The sequence below is a fragment of the Demequina sp. genome, assembly GCF_024642165.1.
In the GTDB taxonomy this organism is placed as follows: Bacteria; Actinomycetota; Actinomycetes; order Actinomycetales; family Demequinaceae; genus Demequina.
The window spans coordinates 1-20,888 of sequence record NZ_JAHEBP010000033.1; the positions used below are offsets into that span (position 1 = coordinate 1).

General features: G+C 72.7%; 20 protein-coding genes. 1 reads left to right on the forward strand and 19 read right to left on the reverse strand.

What is annotated here, in order from left to right; all coding sequences use genetic code 11:
- Positions 1-1,373 (forward strand): HNH endonuclease signature motif containing protein (locus tag Q0L54_RS04780; RefSeq protein WP_296665863.1); only part of this gene is annotated, 1,373 nt, incomplete at its 5' end.
- A 66-nt stretch (positions 1,374-1,439) separates the two neighbouring features.
- Here Q0L54_RS04780 and Q0L54_RS04785 read toward each other — a convergent pair.
- The 19 genes from Q0L54_RS04785 to Q0L54_RS04875 all read right to left on the reverse strand — a co-directional run.
- A complete protein-coding gene (locus Q0L54_RS04785) occupies positions 1,440-4,184 on the reverse strand; it encodes a DEAD/DEAH box helicase (RefSeq protein WP_296665865.1) in 2,745 nt (914 codons plus the stop codon).
- 9 nt (positions 4,185-4,193) lie between these two features.
- Positions 4,194-5,123, reverse strand: coding sequence for a diacylglycerol kinase family protein (locus Q0L54_RS04790; protein ID WP_296665866.1), 930 nt, complete (start codon positions 5,121-5,123; stop codon positions 4,194-4,196).
- On the reverse strand, positions 5,123-5,974 hold the full coding sequence (gene tatC, locus Q0L54_RS04795; RefSeq protein WP_296665868.1) for a twin-arginine translocase subunit TatC: 852 nt from the start codon (positions 5,972-5,974) through the stop codon (positions 5,123-5,125). The genes Q0L54_RS04790 and tatC overlap by 1 nt, the downstream gene beginning before the upstream one ends.
- Positions 5,958-6,224, reverse strand: coding sequence for a Sec-independent protein translocase subunit TatA (tatA, locus tag Q0L54_RS04800; protein WP_296665870.1), 267 nt, complete (start codon positions 6,222-6,224; stop codon positions 5,958-5,960). The genes tatC and tatA overlap by 17 nt, the downstream gene beginning before the upstream one ends.
- A gap of 36 nt (positions 6,225-6,260) precedes the next feature.
- On the reverse strand, positions 6,261-7,169 hold the full coding sequence (locus Q0L54_RS04805; RefSeq protein ID WP_296665872.1) for a WYL domain-containing protein: 909 nt from the start codon (positions 7,167-7,169) through the stop codon (positions 6,261-6,263).
- Positions 7,162-8,139 (reverse strand): WYL domain-containing protein, encoded by a 978-nt coding sequence (locus Q0L54_RS04810; RefSeq protein WP_296665874.1) that lies wholly within the window; start codon positions 8,137-8,139, stop codon positions 7,162-7,164. Before Q0L54_RS04810 ends, Q0L54_RS04805 begins: the two co-directional genes overlap by 8 nt.
- Entirely contained in the window at positions 8,139-8,981 is an 843-nt protein-coding gene (gene hisG / locus Q0L54_RS04815; protein ID WP_296665876.1) for an ATP phosphoribosyltransferase, read from the reverse strand. Before hisG ends, Q0L54_RS04810 begins: the two co-directional genes overlap by 1 nt.
- A gap of 9 nt (positions 8,982-8,990) precedes the next feature.
- Positions 8,991-9,254 (reverse strand): phosphoribosyl-ATP diphosphatase, encoded by a 264-nt coding sequence (locus Q0L54_RS04820; RefSeq protein WP_296665877.1) that lies wholly within the window; start codon positions 9,252-9,254, stop codon positions 8,991-8,993.
- 67 nt (positions 9,255-9,321) lie between these two features.
- Positions 9,322-9,786, reverse strand: coding sequence for a 6,7-dimethyl-8-ribityllumazine synthase (ribH, locus tag Q0L54_RS04825; RefSeq protein WP_296665878.1), 465 nt, complete (start codon positions 9,784-9,786; stop codon positions 9,322-9,324).
- Positions 9,783-11,024, reverse strand: a complete 1,242-nt coding sequence (ribA, locus tag Q0L54_RS04830) for a GTP cyclohydrolase II (RefSeq protein ID WP_296665879.1) — start codon at positions 11,022-11,024, stop codon at positions 9,783-9,785. Before ribA ends, ribH begins: the two co-directional genes overlap by 4 nt.
- Positions 11,021-11,611, reverse strand: coding sequence for a riboflavin synthase (locus tag Q0L54_RS04835; protein ID WP_296665881.1), 591 nt, complete (start codon positions 11,609-11,611; stop codon positions 11,021-11,023). Before Q0L54_RS04835 ends, ribA begins: the two co-directional genes overlap by 4 nt.
- A complete protein-coding gene (gene ribD / locus Q0L54_RS04840) occupies positions 11,612-12,604 on the reverse strand; it encodes a bifunctional diaminohydroxyphosphoribosylaminopyrimidine deaminase/5-amino-6-(5-phosphoribosylamino)uracil reductase RibD (protein ID WP_296665883.1) in 993 nt (330 codons plus the stop codon).
- A 52-nt stretch (positions 12,605-12,656) separates the two neighbouring features.
- Positions 12,657-13,325 (reverse strand): ribulose-phosphate 3-epimerase, encoded by a 669-nt coding sequence (rpe, locus tag Q0L54_RS04845; protein ID WP_296665885.1) that lies wholly within the window; start codon positions 13,323-13,325, stop codon positions 12,657-12,659.
- Between the two features lie 63 nt (positions 13,326-13,388).
- A complete protein-coding gene (locus Q0L54_RS04850; RefSeq protein ID WP_296665887.1) occupies positions 13,389-14,615 on the reverse strand; it encodes an AGE family epimerase/isomerase in 1,227 nt (408 codons plus the stop codon).
- 30 nt (positions 14,616-14,645) lie between these two features.
- Positions 14,646-15,989, reverse strand: a complete 1,344-nt coding sequence (locus Q0L54_RS04855) for a transcription antitermination factor NusB (protein WP_296665888.1) — start codon at positions 15,987-15,989, stop codon at positions 14,646-14,648.
- The gene (gene fmt / locus Q0L54_RS04860; RefSeq protein ID WP_296665890.1) at positions 15,986-16,921 is read right to left on the reverse strand and encodes a methionyl-tRNA formyltransferase; all 936 of its coding nucleotides are present in this window, start codon (positions 16,919-16,921) and stop codon (positions 15,986-15,988) included. Before fmt ends, Q0L54_RS04855 begins: the two co-directional genes overlap by 4 nt.
- Before the next feature lie 245 nt (positions 16,922-17,166).
- The gene (locus tag Q0L54_RS04865) at positions 17,167-19,110 is read right to left on the reverse strand and encodes a hypothetical protein (RefSeq protein ID WP_296665891.1); all 1,944 of its coding nucleotides are present in this window, start codon (positions 19,108-19,110) and stop codon (positions 17,167-17,169) included.
- A gap of 29 nt (positions 19,111-19,139) precedes the next feature.
- Positions 19,140-20,309: a methionine adenosyltransferase gene (gene metK, locus Q0L54_RS04870; RefSeq protein ID WP_296665892.1), complete on the reverse strand. Its 1,170-nt coding sequence runs from the start codon at positions 20,307-20,309 to the stop codon at positions 19,140-19,142.
- A gap of 160 nt (positions 20,310-20,469) precedes the next feature.
- Positions 20,470-20,888, reverse strand: a 419-nt coding sequence (locus tag Q0L54_RS04875) for a phosphopantothenoylcysteine decarboxylase (protein WP_296665894.1), incomplete at its 5' end; no start/stop codon positions are given.

The following is a 20,888-nucleotide window of genomic DNA, read 5'->3' on the forward strand; positions in this document are numbered from 1 at the left end:
TCTCCAGCGGCGATCTCGGGCGGGACGCGGAGGCCGTGCGCGCGTTCGAAGGGCGGTCCGGTGCCGAGCTCGACAACCGCGAGCTGCTGGCGTTCGTCAAGGCGGCCGCGGCGGTCAAGCGGCGTAGCGAGATGCTGCTGGCCGTGGGCGCCGCGGAGCTTCGCCTGCGGTCCCAGAAGCAGCACGGTGCGGGCGGGATGGCCCGCCGGCACGGCCAGCCCTCGGCGCGCAGGCTCGTCGCGGACACACTTGGGGGATCCGAGGCGGAGGCCGAGCGGCTGATCGTGGTGGGCACGATGCTCGAGAATGCCTCGCAGGCCGAAGCCGGCGGGGATGAGGGCCCCGAGGGTGCGGACGGCCCGACCGTGGCTGACCGCCCGGCCGCGTGGCCCCTGGTCGCCGCCGCGGTGCGAGAGGGCCTGTTGGGACCGGACAAGGCCGCCGTGATCACCGACGCCCTGGACGTGATCGGCGAACGGGGGACGCAGGGCCTCGAGGCGGAACTGGTCGCGAAGGCGAAGATGCTGCCGCTGCGGCACCTCAAGCGGGCCGTCGACTCCGCGATCGCGCTGCTCGATCGTGCGGCGCTACGCGACAAGCAGGAGGCCCAACACGAGGCGCGAGCGTTGCGGGTATGGGAGGACCGGGCCGGCATGACCCAGGTCCGCGGAGAACTCGACCCCGTGACTGCGGCGCCCGTGAGGGCGTTCCTCGAGGCCTACGTGCGCGAGGCGCTTGCCGCCAAGCGTGACGCGGATGTGCCACCCGGTCTGACCGACCATCGGACCACCAATCAGATGAATGCCGATGGCCTGAGCACCATGGCGAGCCACGTGCTGGGCTGCGGCTCGCCCATCGTGAAGCCCACCACGACCGTGATCGTCCGCATCGACAAGCAAGAACTCGAGGCGGAACTGGGAGTCGGAACGTGCGACCAGCTGCAGGCTCCGTTGTCGGGGTTCGCGCTGCGCACCATGGCGACCAACGCGCGGATCATCCCGGCGCTCATGGACGGCCGATCCCTGCCGCTGGATCTCGGCAGCGCCAAGGACTTCTTCACCGCCGCACAGCGGCTCGCGCTGCTGGAACGGGACGGCGGCTGCGCGATCTGCCATGCGCCCCCATCGTGGTGCGAGGCGCATCACGTCCGGTGGCGCTCTCGCGGCGGCACCTCGGACCTGTCGAACGGCCTGATGCTCTGCACGGCCTGCCACCATCGGCTCCACCGCGACGGCTGGGACGTGGAGATCCGCGGCGACCGCGTATGGATCATCCCGCCGGAACACATCGACCCGAGCCGGACCCCGGTGCTGGGCGGACGGGCCGCACTCGAGATCCAGAACGCCCCACCCGAACCGTTGCCTACTGGGTGAGTTCTGCCCCGTGGGAGAGGTGCGCCCGCTGACCGACCCGCGCTCGGTGAGTGGACCGTTCGCCGATCAGTACGCGACCACTCCCCTGCGCATCGACTTGATCGCGGAGATCGCTGCGCTGCTGACCGCGGCGTTCGGGGCAACCTCTGCGATCTGATCGAGCGCGTCGATCACCTGCTTGCACCAGCGCACCATGTCGCCGGGCGCGATCTCCGAGCCCTTGAGCACGGTGTCGAGCCCCTTGCCCTGAGTCCATCCATGGATGGGGCCCACGATGCCCCAGTGCGGCACCGGCAGGTCGGGCAGGCCGCGCTCGCGCTGCATGTCGTCGACCTTCGACCACAGCCGCACCGTCTCGCGCAGGGCCTGGCCCAGAATGCCGCCCGGGCCGCCCGGAACCTTGGGGGTCCGCGTCTCGTCCTCGCGCCGCCCCGAGTAGATGAGCGTCGACACCGCGGCCGCCAGCGCCGCGGGGTTGAGGCCGTCCCACACGCCGTTGCGGAGCGCCTCGGCGATCACGATGTCATTCTCTGCATAGAGGGTGCGCATCATCTCGCCGGCCCGGGTGAGCTCCGGCTCGCCCTCGTGCATCTCCACGTAATCGAGTGCGTCCAGGATGGCGAGCCGCTTGTCGAATACCCGCGCGATCGACCCGGTGGCACGTTGGATCTCGCCCACCACCCGGTCCTTGTCGCGCAGGGTCTTGTGATAGCGCTCGGCCCAGCGCGCGTGGGACTCGCGATCCGGGCACTGGTGGCAGGGATGCTCGCGAATCTGCCGCCGCACCTCGAGCTCCTCGGCCTCGCCGGGCGCTGCCGCCGGCTGTCGCCGGGCGCGCGCCAAGTCGAAGCCGCCGCGGGCGTCGTTGAGCACCTGGGCGAACTCACGGCGGCTGCGGGCGTTGCGCGAGTCGAACCGCTTGGGAATCTTGACCGTGCCGACCGTCTCCAGCCCATGGTGGAGCTCGGAGATCGCCAGCCGGTGGACGCGTGCGTGCTCGGTCACCACCAGCGGACGCGGAGCAACCGGGTTGTCGTCGGGCTCCACCACGGCAGCGAGACCCGCACGCCGGCCGCCGCCCACCCGCACCACGTCGCCGCGCTGCAGGGCTGCCAGCGTCGCCGCCGTGGCCTCCTGCCGCGCGCGGGACGCGACCTTCGACGCCTGCTTCTGAAGGCGGTTCAGCCGGTCCCTCATCGCCGCATACTCCATGAAGTCGCCGCGGTCGCAGGCCGCCGAGTCGGCGTAGCCCGCGAGGGTCGCGTCGAGCTCGCGTGCGCGCCGCGCCTTGCCCACCACGGACTGATCGGCCTGGTATTGCGCGAAGGACATCTCGAGCACCGCGCGCGCCCGGACCACGCCGAGCGTCGCCACCAGGTTGATGGCCATGTTGTAGGTGGGCTGGAACGAGCTGATCAGCGGGTAGGTGCGCCGAGACGCCAGGCGCCCCAACTGGGTCACGTCGAAGCCCGGATGCTCCACCACGACGGCGTGGCCCTCGACGTCGATGCCGCGACGACCGGCGCGCCCCGTCAGCTGCGTGTACTCCCCCGCCGTCAGGTCCTTGTGCCCCTGGCCGTCCCACTTCACCAGCTTCTCGAGCACCACGGAGCGCGCGGGCATGTTGATGCCCAAGGCGAGCGTCTCCGTCGCGTAGACCACCTTGATGAGGCCCGCGGTGAACAGCTGCTCGACCACCTCCTTGAACAGCGGGATCATGCCGGCGTGATGCGCCGCGATGCCGGCCTCGAGGTGGTCGCGCCAATGCGTGTAGCCCAGCGCCCCCAGGTCGGCGGTGGGCAGCCCCGAACAGCGCTCCTCGATGATCCGGGAGATCTCGTGACGCTCCTCCTCGGTGGTGAGCACCAGCCCGGAGGCCCGGACCTGGTCCACAGCATCGTCGCAGCCGGCGCGCGAGAAGATGAACACGATCGCCGGCAGCAATCCCTGCCGGTCGAGAACGTCGACCACCGCGAACCTGGGAGGCGCGCGCCGCCCCGCCGGCCGCCGGCCGCCACGGGTGGGACGGCCGCCTCCCCGCCCCGCGGGGCGTCCCTCGTCGTAGCGCGATCGCTTGGTGATCGCCTCGAGCTCCGGGTTGAGTCCCGGCGTGGGCCCCGGATCCTGCGGGTCCACCCCCGGCGCGTAGAGGTCGAAGATCCCCTCGCGCAGCATCACGTGAGGCCACAGCGGCACCGGACGATGCTCCGAGACCACCACGCGAGTGTCGCCCCGCACCTCGCTCAGCCAGGCGCCGAACTCCTCGGCGTTGGAGACGGTGGCCGAGAGCGCGACGATCGCGGTGCGCTCGTGGAGGTGGATGATCACCTCCTCCCATACGGAGCCGCGGAAGCGGTCCGCGAGGTAGTGCACCTCGTCCAGCACCACCACCCCGAGCCTGTCCAGCGTGCTGGAACCCGCGTAGATCATGTTGCGGAGCACCTCAGTGGTCATCACCACGATCTCCGCGTCCGGGTTCACGGTGGTGTCGCCCGTCAGCAGGCCCACGTTGCCCGGGCCGTATGCGCGCGTGAGGTCGTTGAACTTCTGGTTGGACAGCGCCTTGATGGGCGTGGTGTAGAACGCCTTCTCACCCTGCCGGAACGCGTGCCGGACCGCGTACTCGCCCACCAGGGTCTTCCCCGCTCCCGTCGGAGCGGCCACGAGCACGCTGTGGCCCTCGCCCACCGCCTCGCACGAGGCCCGCTGGTACGGGTCCAGCGAGAAGGAGAGCTCGTCTTCGAACTCGGCGAGGTCGGCGTGCTTGCGGCGAGCCCGCGCGGCCGCGTAGCGCTCGGCGGGGGTGGTCATGCCGTCAGGCTACTGTGCCGTCCCGCCCAGGACCGTCAGCGCCTTCGCGGCGACCTTCACGGTGAGCGGCGTCGCTCCCACGAGCTCGCCGTCCGCGAACGCCGGCGGCATGGGCGCACCCGACGGGTCGGGCGAGATGACGGCCTCCTCGACCCGGACGATGCGCACCCGGGGATCGCTGACATGGCTGCCGTCGCGCAGCTTGGGGAACATCCGCAGGATGTCCATCTTCGACATCGCGTCCGCCAGCACCAGGTCCAGCTTGCCGTCCGTGACGGAGGCGTCCGGCGTGATGATGAGCCCGCCGCCGAAGATGGGCGCGTTGGCGACCGCGACCAGGGTGCACAGTTGCGTCCACTCGCGGCCGTCCGCCTTGAGGCGCACCCCGTAGGGCCGGAACCGCGGGATCTCGCGGAAGGTGGCCACCTTGTACTTCATCGGGCCCCGCGGGTGGGTGATGGTGCGTGCATAGGACGCGACCGCGGCGTCGATGCCCGCCGAGAGCACGGCGCCAAAGTAGCGCGGCCGCGCCGGCTCCTCGACGCCGCCGCCCGTCACCTTGCCCACGTCCACGCGCACCGACTCGCCGCGGAGCCCCGCCTCGATCCGCGCCACCGCCCCCGCGATGTCGTGTCGAGGCAGCCCCAGAGCGCAGGCGATGTCGTCGCCCGAGCCCACGGCGATGATGCCAAGCGGCAACTTGCGCTCCGAGCACACCTGCAGGCCCAGGTGCGCCATGCCGTCGCCACCCACCACCACCAGGGCGTCGATCTGGCGACGATGCGCCATCGCGGCCTCGTAGGACGCCGCCCAGGAACCGCGCGAGAGGTCGATGAGGCGATGCCCGCCCCCGGCCAGAGCTGCCAGGGCCTCCTTGCCACGGCGCGCGCCGCGGCCGGACCCCGCGGTCGGGTTGGTGATGACACCCAGCGTGGCCATCAGGAGGGATCCTGATGCTGCGCCGGGTCCGTCGACCCCGCGTCCGCTGGCGCCGCGGTCGCTGGCGCTGCGGCGGCCTTGGCACGACGGCGCCGGGAGACGCGCTCTCGCAGCAGGCCCACGCCCACCGCGGCGAAGTACAGGGCCACCATGGGGACCGCCATGAACAGCATCGTCACGGCGTCGGGCGTGGGGGTGAGGATCGCGGCGGCGAGGAAGATGATGAAGACCGCCCAGCGCCACCCGCGCAGCCAGGTGCGCGCCTGGACGATGCCCGTCCACGTGAGCGCCACCATCACCACGGGGAACACGAAGGCGATGCCGAACGCGAGGATGAGGCGCATCGCAAACGTCATGAACGTCTGCGCGTCGAGGAAGTTCGCGGCACCGTCCGGCGTGAATCCAGTGAGAATGGTGATGGCGCGCGGGAACACCCACCAGCCGAACAGCACGCCCCCGAAGAACAGCGGGATCGCGGCCGCGAGGAAGCCCACCGTGTAGCGCCGCTCGGTGGACTTGAGGCCGGGCGCCACGAAGGCCCACAGCTGGTAGAGCCACCACGGGGCGCTGACGATCACGCCGATGAGCAGCGACATCTTGATCTGCATGTCGAGGGCCGTCGCCACTCCCGCAAAATTCACGGTGACCAGCGCATCGTCCCGTTCGGCGGCTTCGAGCACGGGCCGCTGCAGGGCCTCGAACACGGGTGTGTAGAGGAACCATCCCGCCACCATGCCGATGGCGATGCCGATGGCGGCGAGGATCAGTCGCTTGCGGAACTCCCGCAGGTGATCGGCCAGCGACATGCGGGCATCGGGATTGCCCGCGCGGGCGCTACTTCTGGTTGTCACGCGGCTCGTCCGAGGACGACGACGCGGGCGTGTCGGTCTCGGCCGGGGGGCGCGTGTCGGACGTGCCCGACGAGGCGGGCGCGTCGGTGGCGGCGGGCTGGTCCGACTTCGGGTCGTCGGTCAGAGTCTTGGTCTCGTCCTTGAGGATGCGCATCGACTGGCCGAGCGAGCGCGCGAGTTGCGGAAGCTTGGGCGCGCCGAACAGCAGCAGCACGATCAGCAGGATGATAAGGATCTCGCGGGGTCCCATGCGATGCCACTCCTTTGACGATGACTGGGCGCCAGTCTAACGCTGGACGGCGAGCACGGACGCAGCCTGGGTGCGCAGCGCGTCGCGCAGGGGTCGCGGCTCGACCGAACGCAGGTGCGGAGCGACCGCGAGCAGACGCCCCGCTGCCCAGTCCACATCGGCCACGTCGAAGGTGCCGATCACGTCGTCCTCCGCGTCCTCGATGCGGGTGCGCGGCATCTCCTCGAGCGCCCAGCGACCGGCACGCGCGATGCGTACCGTCGCCGTGAGCGTGGGCGCCAGGTTGAACCCAGCGGTGTCGGTGGGCGGGTGCTCGACCGCGCCGTCGAGCACCGTCGCGCTCGCGATTCGGTCCAACCGCAGCACCCGGTAGTCCTGCGCGCGTCGGCAGAAGCACTCGAGATAGCCATGGCCGTCGATGAGCACCAGGCGATGGGGGTCGACCACGCGGATGGTGCGCCGGTCGTGCGCGTCCACGTACTCCACCCGCGCCTGGCGATAGCGGGCGATCGCCGCGAGCAGGGCGTCGCGCACCTCCGGCGACACCGCATCGTCGCCCAGCACGATCACGGGCTCGGCGAGGGCGTCGCGCAGCTTGGCCAACGCCTGCATGCCCGCCTCCGGCAGGGCGCCGGCCGCGCCCATGGTGGAGAGCGCGCCCACGAGCGCGACCGCCTCACGGGGCGAGAGGCGAACCTGGGTGACGCCGTCGTTACGGACCAGCGCGGCCACGTCCGCGTCGAACTCGTCGGAGGAGAAGTCGATGGGATACCAGGAGTCGCCCGGCTCGGACGCGATCCACAGCGCGTCGATGTCCTTGCGCACCTGGGCCACCGGCACCCCGAAGTGGTCGGCGAGCTCGGCGAAGGGCGTGGGTCCGTTGCGCTCGACGTAGGTGAGGATTCCGAGCATCCGGACCAGCCGGTCGCGTGCCTGCTCAGCCATCGGACACCTCCAGCGCCGCCTGTGCGGCCCGCACCACCGCGGCGGCCAACGCCGCAGGCGCGACGATGCGCGCCGCGCCGGCGAGCCCCAGGACCTCGGCGACGAGGGCGTCGGCGTGCGCGTACTCGACGTCGAAGAGGTCCCAGCCCCCCTGGTCGCCGGCGGGCGCGCCGCGCCGGCGGAGCGCATGACCCGACTCGGGGCGCAGCGCCACGCGAGCCGTGACCACGTCCCCGCTCTCGGCGAGCGCGCCGAGCGGGATCTCCTCGGGGATGTCGTAGGCGCCCGGGTCGCCCACCGGGGTGACCGCGCCGCCGATGCGCTGCACGCGGAAGGTGCGAGCCGCCTCGCGGTCGCGGTCGAAGCCGATCACGTAGGCGACGCCGGCCCGCAGCACCACCTTCCACGGGTCGATGCTGCGCGTTCCCGCGCCCGAGGCCACCGACGAGTACTCGAATCGGACGCTCTGGCGGTCCGCGACCGCCTCGACGAGCGTCCCGAACGCGTCGTGCGACGTGGACGGCAGCGCCGCGAACGGGAGTTCGACGCGCGGGCCGTGCTCGGCCGATGACGTGAGCTTCATCACGGCCTGCTGAGCATCTCCGCCCAGCACCGCGCCTCGCCAGTAGTCCTTGGCGACGGACAGCACCGCCAGCTCGGCCGCGGTGAGATCCAGCGCCGGCATCGCCGCCTCCGCGGGACGGATCCGGTACCCGATCTCGTCGCCGTGGACCTGATCCTCGACGGTCTCGACGGGGACGCCCATCTCGCGCAGCTCCGCCTTGTCGCGCTCGAACATCCGCTCGAAGGCCTGCTCGGCCTTGCGCACCTCTTCCTCGGAGGCGCCGCCGGGCAGCGGGTCGTAGCCCTCGACCGTGTCACGGATCTGCTCGCGCGTCAGCCGGTGGCGGGTGCTCGACAGCCCGATGATGAGGTTGAGGAGGCGCTGCGGCTTCGGCGTCGAGGACATCACACCCTAACCGCGAGCAGTTCCGTGGTGAGGATCGCGCGCGCGCCCACGGCGTAGAGCGCGTCCATCACGTGGTTCATCTCGGCACGCGGCACCATCACGCGCACGGCGTGCCAGTCGGAGCCGTGCAGCGGCGTCACGGTGGGCGCCTCGAAGCCGGGCGTCACCTCGATCGCGCGCTCGAGGCGCTCGCCGGGCACGTCGTAGTCGACCAGCACGAACTTGCGCGCCATGAGCACGCCGCGCAGGCGCCCGGTCACGATGGCGAGGTCCTCCACCGACGCGTCCTGCGCACGGATCATGATCGCCTCGGAGGCCAGGATCGGGTCGCCGAAGATCTCGAGCCCGGCCGCCCGCAGTGTGGTGCCGGTCGAGACCACGTCGGCCACCACATCGGCCACGCCCAGTCGCACCGAGGACTCGACGGCCCCATCCAGCCTCACCACGGTCGCCTCGACCCCGTGCGATCGCAGGTGCTCGTCGACCAGTCGCGGATAGCTGGTGGCCACGCGCTTGCCCTGCACGTCCGCGATGGTGGTCGCCACCCCGGTGGGGGCGGCGAACCGGAAGGTCGAGCCTCCGAAGCCGAGCTCAAGGTGCTCGACGGCGTCGACGCCGGAGTCGATGAGCAGGTCCCGGCCGGTGATGCCCACGTCGACCGTGCCCGAGCCCACATAGACGGCCACGTCGCGCGGGCGAAGGAAGAAGAACTCGACCCCGTTGCGCTCGTCGACCAGCACCAGCTCACGCGGGTCGCGGCGCTGCCGGTAGCCGGCCTCCTTCAGCAACTGGGAGGCGGGTTCGGACAGCGAGCCCTTGTTGGGCACGGCGATGCGCAGCACTTCTCTCCCCTACAGGTTCTTGTACACGTCGTCGAGCGTGAGCCCCTTGGCGACCATCATCACCTGGGCCCAGTACAGGAGTTGCGAGAGCTCCTCGGCCGCCTGCTCCGGGGACTCGTGCTCGGCGGCCATCCAGGATTCGGCGGCCTCCTCGACCAGCTTCTTGCCGATCGCGTGCACGCCCTTGTCCAGCATCGCGACCGTGCTCGAGCCCTCGGGGCGCTCGTCGGCTCGGCGTTGCAGTTCCTCGAACAGCTCCTCGAACGTCTTCACGGGGGCAAGCCTATCGGCCCTCGGGACGGGCGCGGCCGAGCGACGGTCCGCGCCGCGGGGCTCCGCGCTAGAGCTCGCGCAGCACGATCGCCGTGGCGAGGGCCGCCTCGACGGCCTCCGCACCCTTGTCCTCGCTGGAGCCGGGCAGCCCCGCGCGGTCGAGCGCCTGCTGGTCGTCGTCCGTGGTGAGGATCCCGAAGCCCACCGGCGTGGCGTGGGTGCGCGCCACATCGGTCAATCCCCGTGTGACGGCGTCGCACACGTACTCGAAGTGCGGCGTCCCGCCGCGGATCACCACACCCAGGCACGCGATCGCGTCCGCGCCGCCGCGAGCGAGCGCCTCGGCCACCACGGTCAGCTCGAAGGCACCCGGAACTCGCGTGACGCGATACGCCGCTCCCGCCCGCTCCGCCGCGCGGATGGCGCCGGCGACGAGCCCGTCCATGACCTCCGTGTGCCACAGGCTGGCGACGATCTCGATGGTGAGGTCGCTCGCGTCGACCTCGACCACGGGTGCACCCGCGCCGCTCATGCGTTGTCTCCCAGCAGGTGACCCATCCGCTCCAGCTTGGTGCGGAGGTAGTGCTCGTTCTCGGGGTGGGAGCCCACCCGGTGCGGGACGCGCTCGATGCAGTCGATCCCGGAGGCGCGCAGGCCCTCGACCTTGGCGGGATTGTTGGTCAGCAGGCGGACCTGGTCGAAGCCCAGGTCGTGGAGGATTGCCGCCGCGGCGCCGTACTCGCGCCGGTCGACGGGCAGGCCCAGGTGCGTGTTCGCGTCGACGGTGTCGAGGCCGCGGTCCTGCAGCCCGTAGGCCTGGATCTTGGACAGGATGCCGATCCCCCGGCCCTCCTGGCCACGCAGGTAGACCACGGCTCCACCGTCCGCGACCACGCGGGCGATCGCGGCGTCGAGCTGTGGACCGCAGTCGCAGCGGAGCGAGCCGAACGAGTCGCCCGTCAGGCACTCCGAGTGGATCCTGACCACGGGGACCACGCCCTCCTTGACGGGGGCCGTGAGCGCCACGTGCTCGTCGCCGGTGCGTGCGTCGCGGTAGCCGCGCACCGTGAGCTCGCCGTGCCGGGTGGGCAGGCGCGCCTCGCCCTGGGCCAGCACCCGGTGAGGCCGCGCCTCGGTAGGCGGCGGCAGGTCGTTCTTCGCGCGCCGGTACGCGACCAGATCCGCGATGGTCATGAGGACCAGGCCCTCCTGGTCGGCGATCGCGGTCGCGTCGCCCTGCTTCATCATCGTGCCGTCGTCGTTGACCATCTCGCCGATGACGCCCACGGGCGACAGCCCCGCGAGCCGGCAGAGGTCCACGCACGCCTCCGTGTGGCCGGGACGATGCAGCACTCCCCCGGGCACGGCGCGCAGCGGCAGCACGTGGCCGGGGCGGATCAGGCTGTCCGCGGTCGACTCCGGATCGGACAGCACTCGCACGGTGTGGTGCCGGTCCTTCGCCGAGATGCCGGTGCCCACGCCCTCGGCGGCGTCCACCGAGACGGTGTATGCCGTGCGCCGCGGGTCCTGGCTACTGGGCACCATGAGGGGGAGGTTGAGGGCGTCGGCCTTCTCGGCCGGCATCGGCGCGCACAGGTAGCCGCTCGAGTGGCGGATGCCCCACGCGATCCAGTCCACCGTGGTGGTCGCCGCCGCCATGATGAAGTCGGCCTCGTCCTCGCGGTCGCGCGAGTCGGAGACGAGCACGGGCTTGCCGGCACGCAGGTCCTCGAGTGCACGCTCGACGAGGGCGATCGGGTCGATGCTCATGCGTGGGTCCCGACCATCTTCTCGACGTACTTGGCCACCACGTCGACCTCGACGTTGGCGCGCTCACCCGGCTGCATCGAGCCGAAGGTGGTCTCGGTGAGCGTGGTGGGGATCAGGGACACGGTGACTCGCGCGCCGTCGAGCTCCGCGACCGTGAGCGAGACGCCGTTGAGCGCGATCGAGCCCTTGCGCACCACGTACCGCTCGAGCTCCGCCGGGATCTCGAACGTGAGGTCGGTCCAGTCGGGCTGCGAGTCTCTCGCCACCAGCGTGGCCGCGCCGTCGACGTGGCCCTGCATGATGTGTCCACCCAGCCTCCCGCCGGCGGGGGTGGCGCGCTCGAGGTTGACCCGGGAGCCGGGCTCGAGCGCGCCCAGCGTGGTGGTGTCGAGGGTGACGCGCATGACGTCCGCCGTCCAGGTGGTGCCGTGGTGGTCCGCAACGGTGAGGCAGACGCCCTGGACCGCGATGGACTCGCCGTGGACGAGGTCGGTGAGTCCCGGGCTTTCGATGGTCAGTCGAGCCTGCGCTCCGGTCGACGCCACGGACGTGACGGTACCGAGCGACTCGACGATGCCGGTGAACATCTAATGCGGTCCTCTCTGGAAGAAGGCGGTGACTAGCGTATCGACGCCCAGGGCGGTCGCTGTCACATCCTGCCCCCTCAACGCGCCGCCCATGGTGCCGATTCCCAGGTCGCCCACCGCCGAGGTACCCGCGCCCAGCAGTGCCGGGGCGATGTACGCGTGGACCTCGTCGACCAGCCCGGCCCTCAGGAACGCGGTGGTGATGGCCGCGCCGCCCTCGACCACCACCGTGCGCACCTCGCGGGCCTCGAGCTCGGACAGCGCCTCTCGGGGATCGTGCGTGCGCAGCGCGAGGGCGTGGACGTCGCGCCACACGCGGGCGCCGGACGTGTCGCTGAGGCCCATCACCGCGCGCAGCGGCTGGTGGGGGTCGGCGGCGCCCGGCGGCCGCGCGGACAGTTCCGGGTCATCGGCGCGCACGGTCCCCGTGCCCACCAGGATGGCGTCCACGTCCGCCCGCACGCCGTGCGCGTGGGCGCGCGCCTCCTCGCCCGTCACCCAGAAGCTGGTGCCGTCGACGGCGGCCGTGCGCCCGTCGAGCGTCTGCGCCCACTTCGCGATCACCCAGGGCCGGCCGTGCTCGACCGCGCCCAGCCAGCGCCGGTTCACCGCGCGCGCGGGCTCGAAGGCCACGTGGATCGCCTCGATGCCGCGGCCGCGCAGGACCCCTCCCCCGCCGGCCGCCTCCGCGTGCGGATCCTCGACCGCATAGCGCACGCGGCCGATGCGCGCCTGGGTGAGCGCGTCCGTGCAGGGGCCCGTTCGCCCCGTGTGCGCGCACGGCTCGAGGGTGACGTACGCCGTCGCGCCGGCCACCTCATGGCCTCGTCGCGCGCAGTCGGCGATCGCCGCCACCTCGGCGTGGGGGGTGCCCGCGCCGCGATGCCAGCCTTCGCCGAGCATCGTCCCGTCCTCCCCCACGATCACGCACCCCACCCGGGGGTTGGGGCCGTGCGCGGGGCCGCGCAGCGCGAGCTCCACGGCTCGGGTCATGGGCGCCGCCTCGCCGCCCCGGGCTTCCGACGCGTCGGGCACGTCGACCGCCTCAGGCGTGATGGTGCACCTCCTCGCCGAGGGCGCGCAGTGCGCGGATCTCGGCGCCGCGGTCCTCGGCCGCGTACACGGCCGAGCCCGCGACCAGCACGTCGCCGCCGGCCGCGACCACCGTCTGGATCGTGTCGCGGGCGACCCCGCCGTCGGCCTGCAGCCACAGGTCCCGGCCGGCACGGTCCGAGGCCTCCCTGAGGGTGGTGAGCTTGGGCATCATGTCCGCCATGAAGGCCTGGCCGCCGAAGCCCGGCTCGACGGTCATGACCAGCACCATGTCGAGCACGTCGATGAGCGGCAGGACCTCCTCGACGGGGGTGCCGGGCTTGATGGCGCACGAGGCGCGCGCGCCCAGGCCGCGCAGGTCCGCCGCGATGGTGCGCGGGTCGCGAGCCGCCTCGAGGTGGAACGTCACGGAGGCGGCCCCCACCTCGGCGTAGCGCGGGGCCCATCGGTCCGGGTCCTCGATCATGAGGTGCACGTCCAACGGCAGCGGCGACACCTGCGCAATCCGCTCGACCACCGGCAGGCCGATCGTCAGGTTGGGCACGAAGTGCCCGTCCATCACATCGACGTGCAGCCAGTCGGCATCCGCGACCGCGAGGATGTCGCGCTCAAGATTGGCGAAGTCCGCCGACAGGATGCTCGGCGCGATCTGAATGCCCATGCTCCCGAGCCTAGTCGCGCGCACCCACGCGGGCGCGCGCCGCCGTCGGCACGCTCGCCCCGGTCAGCGGCGGGCCAGCGCGGTCGCGAAGGACGGCACGATCGGCAGAACCGGCAGCAGGGCGGCCTGGTACGCGTGGTAGACGTCGGGCTTGCCGGGCCACACTGCGCCGGCGGGCCGGTTGGCCTCATCCAGCTCGTGATGCCAGGAACCGCCCGCGTGGTCGACGAGGAAGCGGTCCGCGTAGTCCCACCAGCCGGCCGCGTCCTCGGCGTAGCGCGCCTCACCCGTGACCTGGCGCAGCGCCTCTGCGGCGTTGACGGCCTCGGCGAGCACCCAGTGCATGCGCAGCCTCACCACGGGGGCCCCGGACCAGTCGGTGGTGTAGACGAAGCCGGGCGCGCCGTCGGCGTCCCAGCCGTCCGCCACCGCGCGCTCATAGAGCGCCACGGCGGCCTCGCGCAGGCCCGCCGGCGCATCGTCCCCGAGCGATCCCTCGACCGAGAGCAGCAGCCGCGCCCACTCCAGCCCGTGGCCCACGGTCGCACCGTAGGGACGGAACGGATGCGCGGGCTCGTCCCGGTTGTGCTCGAGCAGCGGCGCCCACGCGGAGTCGAAGTGCTCCGGGATCCGCCAGTCGTTGTCCCGGGCCCAGCCGGCGACCCGCGCCGCGATCCGACCCGCGCGCACGTGCCAGTCCGGGTCGCCCGTGACGTCCCCCGCCGCGAGATAGGCCTCGACCGTGTGCATGTTGGCGTTGACGCCGCGGTAGCCGTCCAGCGTGGTCCACGCGGCGTCCCATTCCTCGACCGAGAGGCCCTCGGCCTCGTCCCAGAACCGCTCGAGGGACACGCTCAGGGCGTCGGCGAGCAGCGCATCGGCGCCCTCGATACCGGCCTGCACCGCGGAGGATGCGGCGAGGATCACGAAGGCGTGCCCGTAGGCCTGCTTGGTGGCGACCGTGGGCACGCCATCGACCACGGCCGCATACCAGCCGCCGTGGTCGTGGTCGCGGAGCGGCCCGGACAGGGCGTGCACGCCGTGCGTGGCGAGCGCGAGCAGGGTCTGGAGCTCGGGCCCGCCCGCGGCGGGCGGCTCGTTCGCCAGGGCGCCCAGCGCCGCCACGTGGGTCATCCGACACGTGATCCACAGCTCGACGGCACGTTCCTCATCCACCGTGCCGTCCTCCCGGAGCCAGCCGAAGCCGTCGGGACGCACCGCGCCCGCAGCGAACCGCAGCAGGTCCGCCCGCTGGTCGGCGAGGTACGCGGGGTCTCCTGGCTGGGTCATGGTGGTTCCCTTCGTGGTGGGTGGTGCGGGTCAGGCCGGCTTCTCGAGCAGGGCGAGGAACATCGAGTCCGTGCCGTGGACGTGGGTCCACAGCTGCACGTGGGGGCCCGGGCCCCACATCCGCGGCGTGGTGGAGGTGACGGCGGCGACGGCGGCGCGGGCATCGATCTGCCGCAGGGTGGACCCCTTGACCACGTCGCGGGTCTCCGCGAGCACGGGCGAGCACGTGATGTAGGCAAGGAGCCCGCCGGGCGCGAGCAGCCGCTCCGCGTTGGCGAGCAGGGCGCGCTGCAGCGGCACCAGCTCGTCGAGGTCCTCCGGCTGCCGCCGCCACCGCGACTCGGGGCGCCGCCGGAGGGCGCCGAGTCCCGTGCAGGGGGCGTCCAGGACGATGCGGTCGTAGGCGCCGTCCTCCCCGAACGTGGTGCCGTCGCCCACCTCGACCGTGACGGCGCCCTCGGGAAGTGCGCGCGTCGAGCGACGCACCAGATCGGCACGATGCGGGTGCAGCTCGAGCGCGTGGAGGCTGGCTCCGCCCTCGGCGGCCAGGGCGCCCAGCAGGGCCGCCTTGCCTCCCGGGCCCGAGCACAGGTCGAGCCAGCGCTCCCCGGGCTCGATGGGCCGGGCCGCCGCCAGCGCGCCGGCCATCACCTGGCTGCCCTCGTCCTGCACGGCGGCGCGGCCGTCAGCGACGGCACCGATGTCCCCGGGCCGCCCGCCCGGCAGCACCACGGCCCACGGAGAGAACTGGCCGGCCTCGCCCCCGGTCGCCCGCGCGAGCGTGTCGCGATCGATGAGCCCCGGGCGGGTCACCAAGGTGACGCGGGCCGGGGAGTTGTCCGCCTCGAGCAGGGCCACGGTGTCGCCCTGACGGGATTCGGCGGCGAGCGCCGCCTCGAGCTCGCCCACTACCCACTCGGGGTGGGAGTGTCGCACCGCGCGTGTGGAGCGGGTGTCGCCGGGGGCCACGAGCGCGATCCACGCCTCTGCGGAGCGCTCGCTCACCCTGCGCATCACGGCGTTGGCGAGCTTAGCGGCGCCCGGGCCCAGCTCGCTGCGCACCTTGTCCACGGTCTCGTTGACGGCGGCGTGCGCGGGGACGCGCATCGCCAGCGCCTGGTGGGTGCCCAGCCACAGGCTCACCCGCAGCTCGGGGTCCAGGTCGCGGGGGTCGCGGCGCGAGGCGTGCGCGATGATCGCGTCGTAGAGCCCGCGCATGCGCAGCACCCCGTACGCGAGCTCGGTGGCGAAGCCCGCGTCGCGACCGGCGAGGTGCGCCTTCTCGAGCAGGCTCGGCATCAACAGGTTGGCGTAGGCGCCGTCCAGCGAGACCGCCATGACGCAGTCGAACGCGACGTCGCGGGCCCGGCTCATGCCTCGCCCAGCTGCGCGCCCTCGGCCAGCCGCGCGCCCCTCCACCACGCTCCGGCGTCCATGGGCTTCCTGCCCGCGGGCGCGATCGTGCTGAGCGCGACGGGGTCGGAACCCGTGCCCACGAGCACCTCGCCCCCCTCCTCGCGGAGCTGTCCCGGGACCGTCGACGCGCGTTGCGCGCGCGGCGAGACCGGGCCGAGCTTTGCCACCGAGCCGTCCGGGAGGGTGGTCCACGCGCCGGGCGCCGGCGTGCAGCCGCGGATCCGGCGGTCGACCATGTGCGCCGCCAGTTCCCACCGCACGTAGGCGTCCTCGCGGGTCAGCTTGTCCGCGTAGCTCACGCCGTCCTCGGATTGCGGGATGGGGCTCGCGGCACCCGAGCCCAGCGCGGCGAGCGAGTCGACCATGAGAGGCGCCCCCAGCCGGGCGAGCCGCTCGAGCAGGGTGCCGGCCGTGTCCGAGACGCGGATGCGCTCCGTCAGTGTGCCGATGATGGGCCCGGTATCGAGGCCCTCTTCGATGACGAAGGTCGACGCACCCGTGATCTCGTCGCCCGCCATGATGGCGCGCTGGACCGGCGCCGCGCCGCGCCACGTGGGCAGCACCGAGAAGTGCAGGTTCACCCAGGCCAGCCGCACCGCCTCGAGCAGGGCGGGCCTCAGGATCTGGCCGTATGCGACCACCGCGGCGGCATCGGCGTCGAGCGCGCGGATCGTCGCGATGAACTCCGGGTCCGACGCCTTCTGGGGCGCCATGACCTCCAGGCCGCGCTCGAGGGCGAAGGCCTTCACCGGCGAGGGATGCAGAGTGCTCCCGCGCCGGCCCGCCGCGTCGGGCTGCGTCAGGACGGCCACCACCTCATGCCCCGCGTCCTCGAGTGCCGCCAGCGTCGGGACGGCGATCTCGGGCGTTCCGGCGAAGATCAGGCGCATGCGTCCATCGTAGGGCGCGGCGCCCCCGCGCTAACGCCCCCGAGCGGCCCACGCAGCCCGCCCATCTCACCCCGTCTCACCCCGTCTCACCCCTGACAGTGCGCACGGAGTGAGGGCCGACACGCCGGAGAATCGAGCCCGATCGCCCCCGGTCTGCGGAGTGTCGAGTCTGAGACCGTGCGGGGTGTCAGGGGGTGGCGCGAACGGCGCGCGCCAGCACCTGTGGCGAGCGTGGCACGGGCCGGTCAGGAGACCGGGTCGAGGGGCGCGTCGACCCGCATGCGCAGCTCGCCCTCGCCAGAGCGGGACAGCGCGATCTGACGGTGGCGCAGAGCGTCCACCACTCCCTGGGCGGCCCTGCGGGTGACCAGCAGCGTCACGCCGCCCTTCGCCTCGACCACCCCGACCTCACCGTGGCGCTCGAGCCGCTCTCCCTCGACGGTCTCCGACAACGCGAGCGTGATGACGGGGACCTCGCCCCACAGCCGGATCGATCGCCGCATCGGTGGCAGGGCCAGGTCCGCACGCTCCCCGTAGGCGTCCCACGCGGCCTCGGCGGCGCTCCAGCCCACCATCGCGGTGCGGACCACGGGCGGCAGTTCGCCCACGGCGATCACCTCACCTCCGTCGCCGCGCGGTCGCGCGAGGGCGGCTATGCCGAGCCACCAGCGCACGGCCTGGAGCTCGGCTCCCAAGGCCCCGCCTGCGGGCACGTCCGCGCCCACGATGACGATGCAGGAATACCCGCCATCGACGGCCGGCAGCGCCGATGGGGTCGCCACCACGATTCCGGCGGTCAGCTCGCCGTCGGCAACGGTTCCCGACGCGCCCGAGGAAAGCGTCACGGGGGCTTCCCCGGCCATCGCCCGCACCTGCTCCGCGATCCGCTCCACGCCTTGCCGCAGCTGCTTGGTCGCAGCGGAGCTGCACTCGCCGCAGTGCCAGTCCGGATGCACCGCCCCGCACTCATTGCACTGCAGCGGCGCGGTCGCGGCGTCCTTGCGCAGCGGTCCCCCGCAGGCGGGGCACTCCGCCCACGTGCCGCACCGGGCGCAGGCGGTGGCGCGCACGTAGCCGGCCCGCGGGACCACGATGCCTACCGGGCCGGACTCGAGCGCCGCCCTGGCCCGGCGCCACACCTCACCCGGCATCCAATGCCACCCGCTCGCGCCCTCGGCCCGCCGGCGCTCATCGTCGACCACGGTGACCAGTGGCGTCCCGTCGCGCACCGCGCCGCGCGGCACGCCGGCCCGCTCGGCCCACCCATGCGCCACCAGGGCCATCGCCTCGACGCTGGGCGCGTAGGAGGCGAACAGCACCCCCGCGCCAGCGTCGTCTGCCCGCATCGCCGCGATGGTGCGGGCGTGCGGGTAGGGCGCGTGAGGCTCGTCGTAGACCCCCGAGGCCTCATCCCACATCACCACGAGCCCCAGCGCCGGGACCGGCTGGAGCGCCACCGGCCGAGTTCCGAGCACGATGCGGGTTTGGCCGTGCATGGCGGCCAGATACGACCCGAACCTCACCGACGGGCCGTCGTCCGCGTGGAGCACGCTGAAGTGACCGCCCGTGCGCGCCGTCCACCGGGACAGTCCGGAGCGCTGCAGGGCCTCGACGGCGGCCGCCAGCGCGCGGGCGTCCGGCAGGATCACGATCGCCGCCTGCCCCCGCGCGGCGACGGCAGCGGCCGGTGCGAGCAGCGCCTCGATCGGCAGCCCGTGCCGCCGGCTGGGATCCGGCACGGCCTCCCACACGATGCGCGCCCCCCTGGCCACGGCATCGGCCGGGAGCGACACTGCCTCCGCGCCGGCGACCAGCGTCTGGTGCGCCTCGCGATACGACTGCTCGTCGTGATCCACCTGGGACCAGTCGCGCTTCTCCACGCTCGCAACCCGCGGCGGTGCCATCAGCCGCAGCACGTCCCACAGGCTGCCGCCGTAGCGTCGCGAGACCTGCTCGGCGAAGGAGATCGCCTCGGCGGTGAAGGACGGGACCGCGCTGGCGGAGTGGATCGGGGTGAGCGCGCCGTCGAAGTCGGTGGTGTCGCTCAGCCCCGTCACCACCCCGTTGATGAGCCTGCCCGCGAACCGGACCCGCACCCTCGAGCCCACGGCGACCACCGGCGCCAGCGTCGAAGGGATCCCGTAGTCGAAGGGCCTGTCGAGGTGCGGCATGGCGCTGTCGACGCACACGCGCGCGACAGTGCGGGGCTGCTGGACGGCTATCGCGCCGCGCTCTCGAGCGCCTGCGCGCGGTCCGTGCGCTCCCACGTGAAGGTAGGCAGCTCGCGCCCGAAGTGGCCGTTCGCGGCCGTGTCGCGGTAGATCGGGCGGCGCAGGTCGAGCGCATCGATGATCGCGCCGGGACGCAGGTCGAACACCTCGCGGATGGCCGCCGCGATGCGGTCCTCGGGCACGGTGGCCGTGCCGAAGGTCTCCACGTAGAGCCCCACGGGGTGCGCGGTGCCGATCGCGTAGGCGACCTGGACCTCGCAGCGGTCCGCGAGCCCGGCGGCGACCACGTTCTTGGCCACCCAGCGCATCGCGTACGTGGCGCTGCGGTCGACCTTGGACGGATCCTTACCGGAGAAGGCGCCGCCGCCGTGGCGGGCCATCCCCCCATACGTGTCGACGATGATCTTGCGGCCGGTGAGCCCGGCATCCCCTGCGGGGCCGCCGATCTCGAAGCGTCCGGTGGGGTTGATGAGCGAGCGGTGGCCCGCGGAGTCCAGCTGGTACCGCGCCAGCACCGGCGCCACCACCACCTCCTCGACGGCGGCGCGCAGGTCCGCCGTGGCGATCCCCTCGGCGTGCTGCGTCGACACCACCACGGTGTCGACGCTCACGGCACGATCGCCGTCGTAGCCGATGGTCACCTGCGCCTTGCCGTCGGGCCGCAGACCCTCGACCTCGCCGCTGCGGCGCACCTGGGCGAGCCGAGCCGTGAGCGCGTGCGCCATGTGGATCGGCAGCGGCATCAGTTCCGGGGTGTCGCGGCACGCATAGCCGAACATCAGGCCCTGGTCGCCGGCGCCGAGCTCGTGGATGTCGGAATCCGTCGCCCTTCCCACGCCCAGCCAGATGTCCGGCGACTGCTCGCCGATCGACACGGACACGCCGCACGAGTCGCCGTCGAAGCCGATCTTCGAGGACGTGTACCCGATGTCCCTCACCACGCCGCGGATGACGCCGGGGATGTCCACGTAGGCCTCGGTGCTGACCTCGCCCGCCACGTGCACCAGGCCGGTGGTCACCATGGTCTCGACGGCCACGCGGGACAACGGATCCTGCCGCAGCATCTCGTCGAGGATGGCGTCAGACACCTGGTCGCAGACCTTGTCGGGGTGGCCCTCGGTGACGGACTCGGACGTGAAGAGCCGGAGCGAAGTCATGGCCGCCATTCTAGTGGCGGGCTAGGACACGCCCGGCGCCCCCCGCCCCTCGGACACTCCGCACGGAGTTGATCCCGACACGCCGTCCCGGATGCCGCTTATGCCGCCGTTCGTCGGCGTGTCGAGCCGAAGTCCGTGCGCACTGTCCGGGGGTGGGCGGTCAGGGTCCGAGGAGGGGGCGGCGGGCCGCCTCGATCGCGTCGAGCACCGCGTGCGCGACGGCCAGCTTGGTGCCGGCGGCACGCGCAAGCACCTCGCCCTCGGCGCTCAGCATCGTCACCTCGTTGGGGACATCGCCGAACCCTCGCCCGCCGCCCACCGGGTTGAAGACCAGCAGGTCCGCCCCCTTGCGCCGCGCCTTCGCGCGCGCATGGTCGAGCGCAGATGCCGCATCGTCCCCGGTCTCCGCCGCGAACCCGATCACGGTTCGTCCGGCCACGTCCTCGCGCACCAGCGACGCCAGGACGTCCTCGGTCTCGACCAGCTCCAGCGCCATCGCTCCCGAGCCGTCCTTCTTGATCTTGGTCTCGGCGACGTCGCGCGGCCGGAAGTCGGCGACGGCGGCGGCCATCACCACCA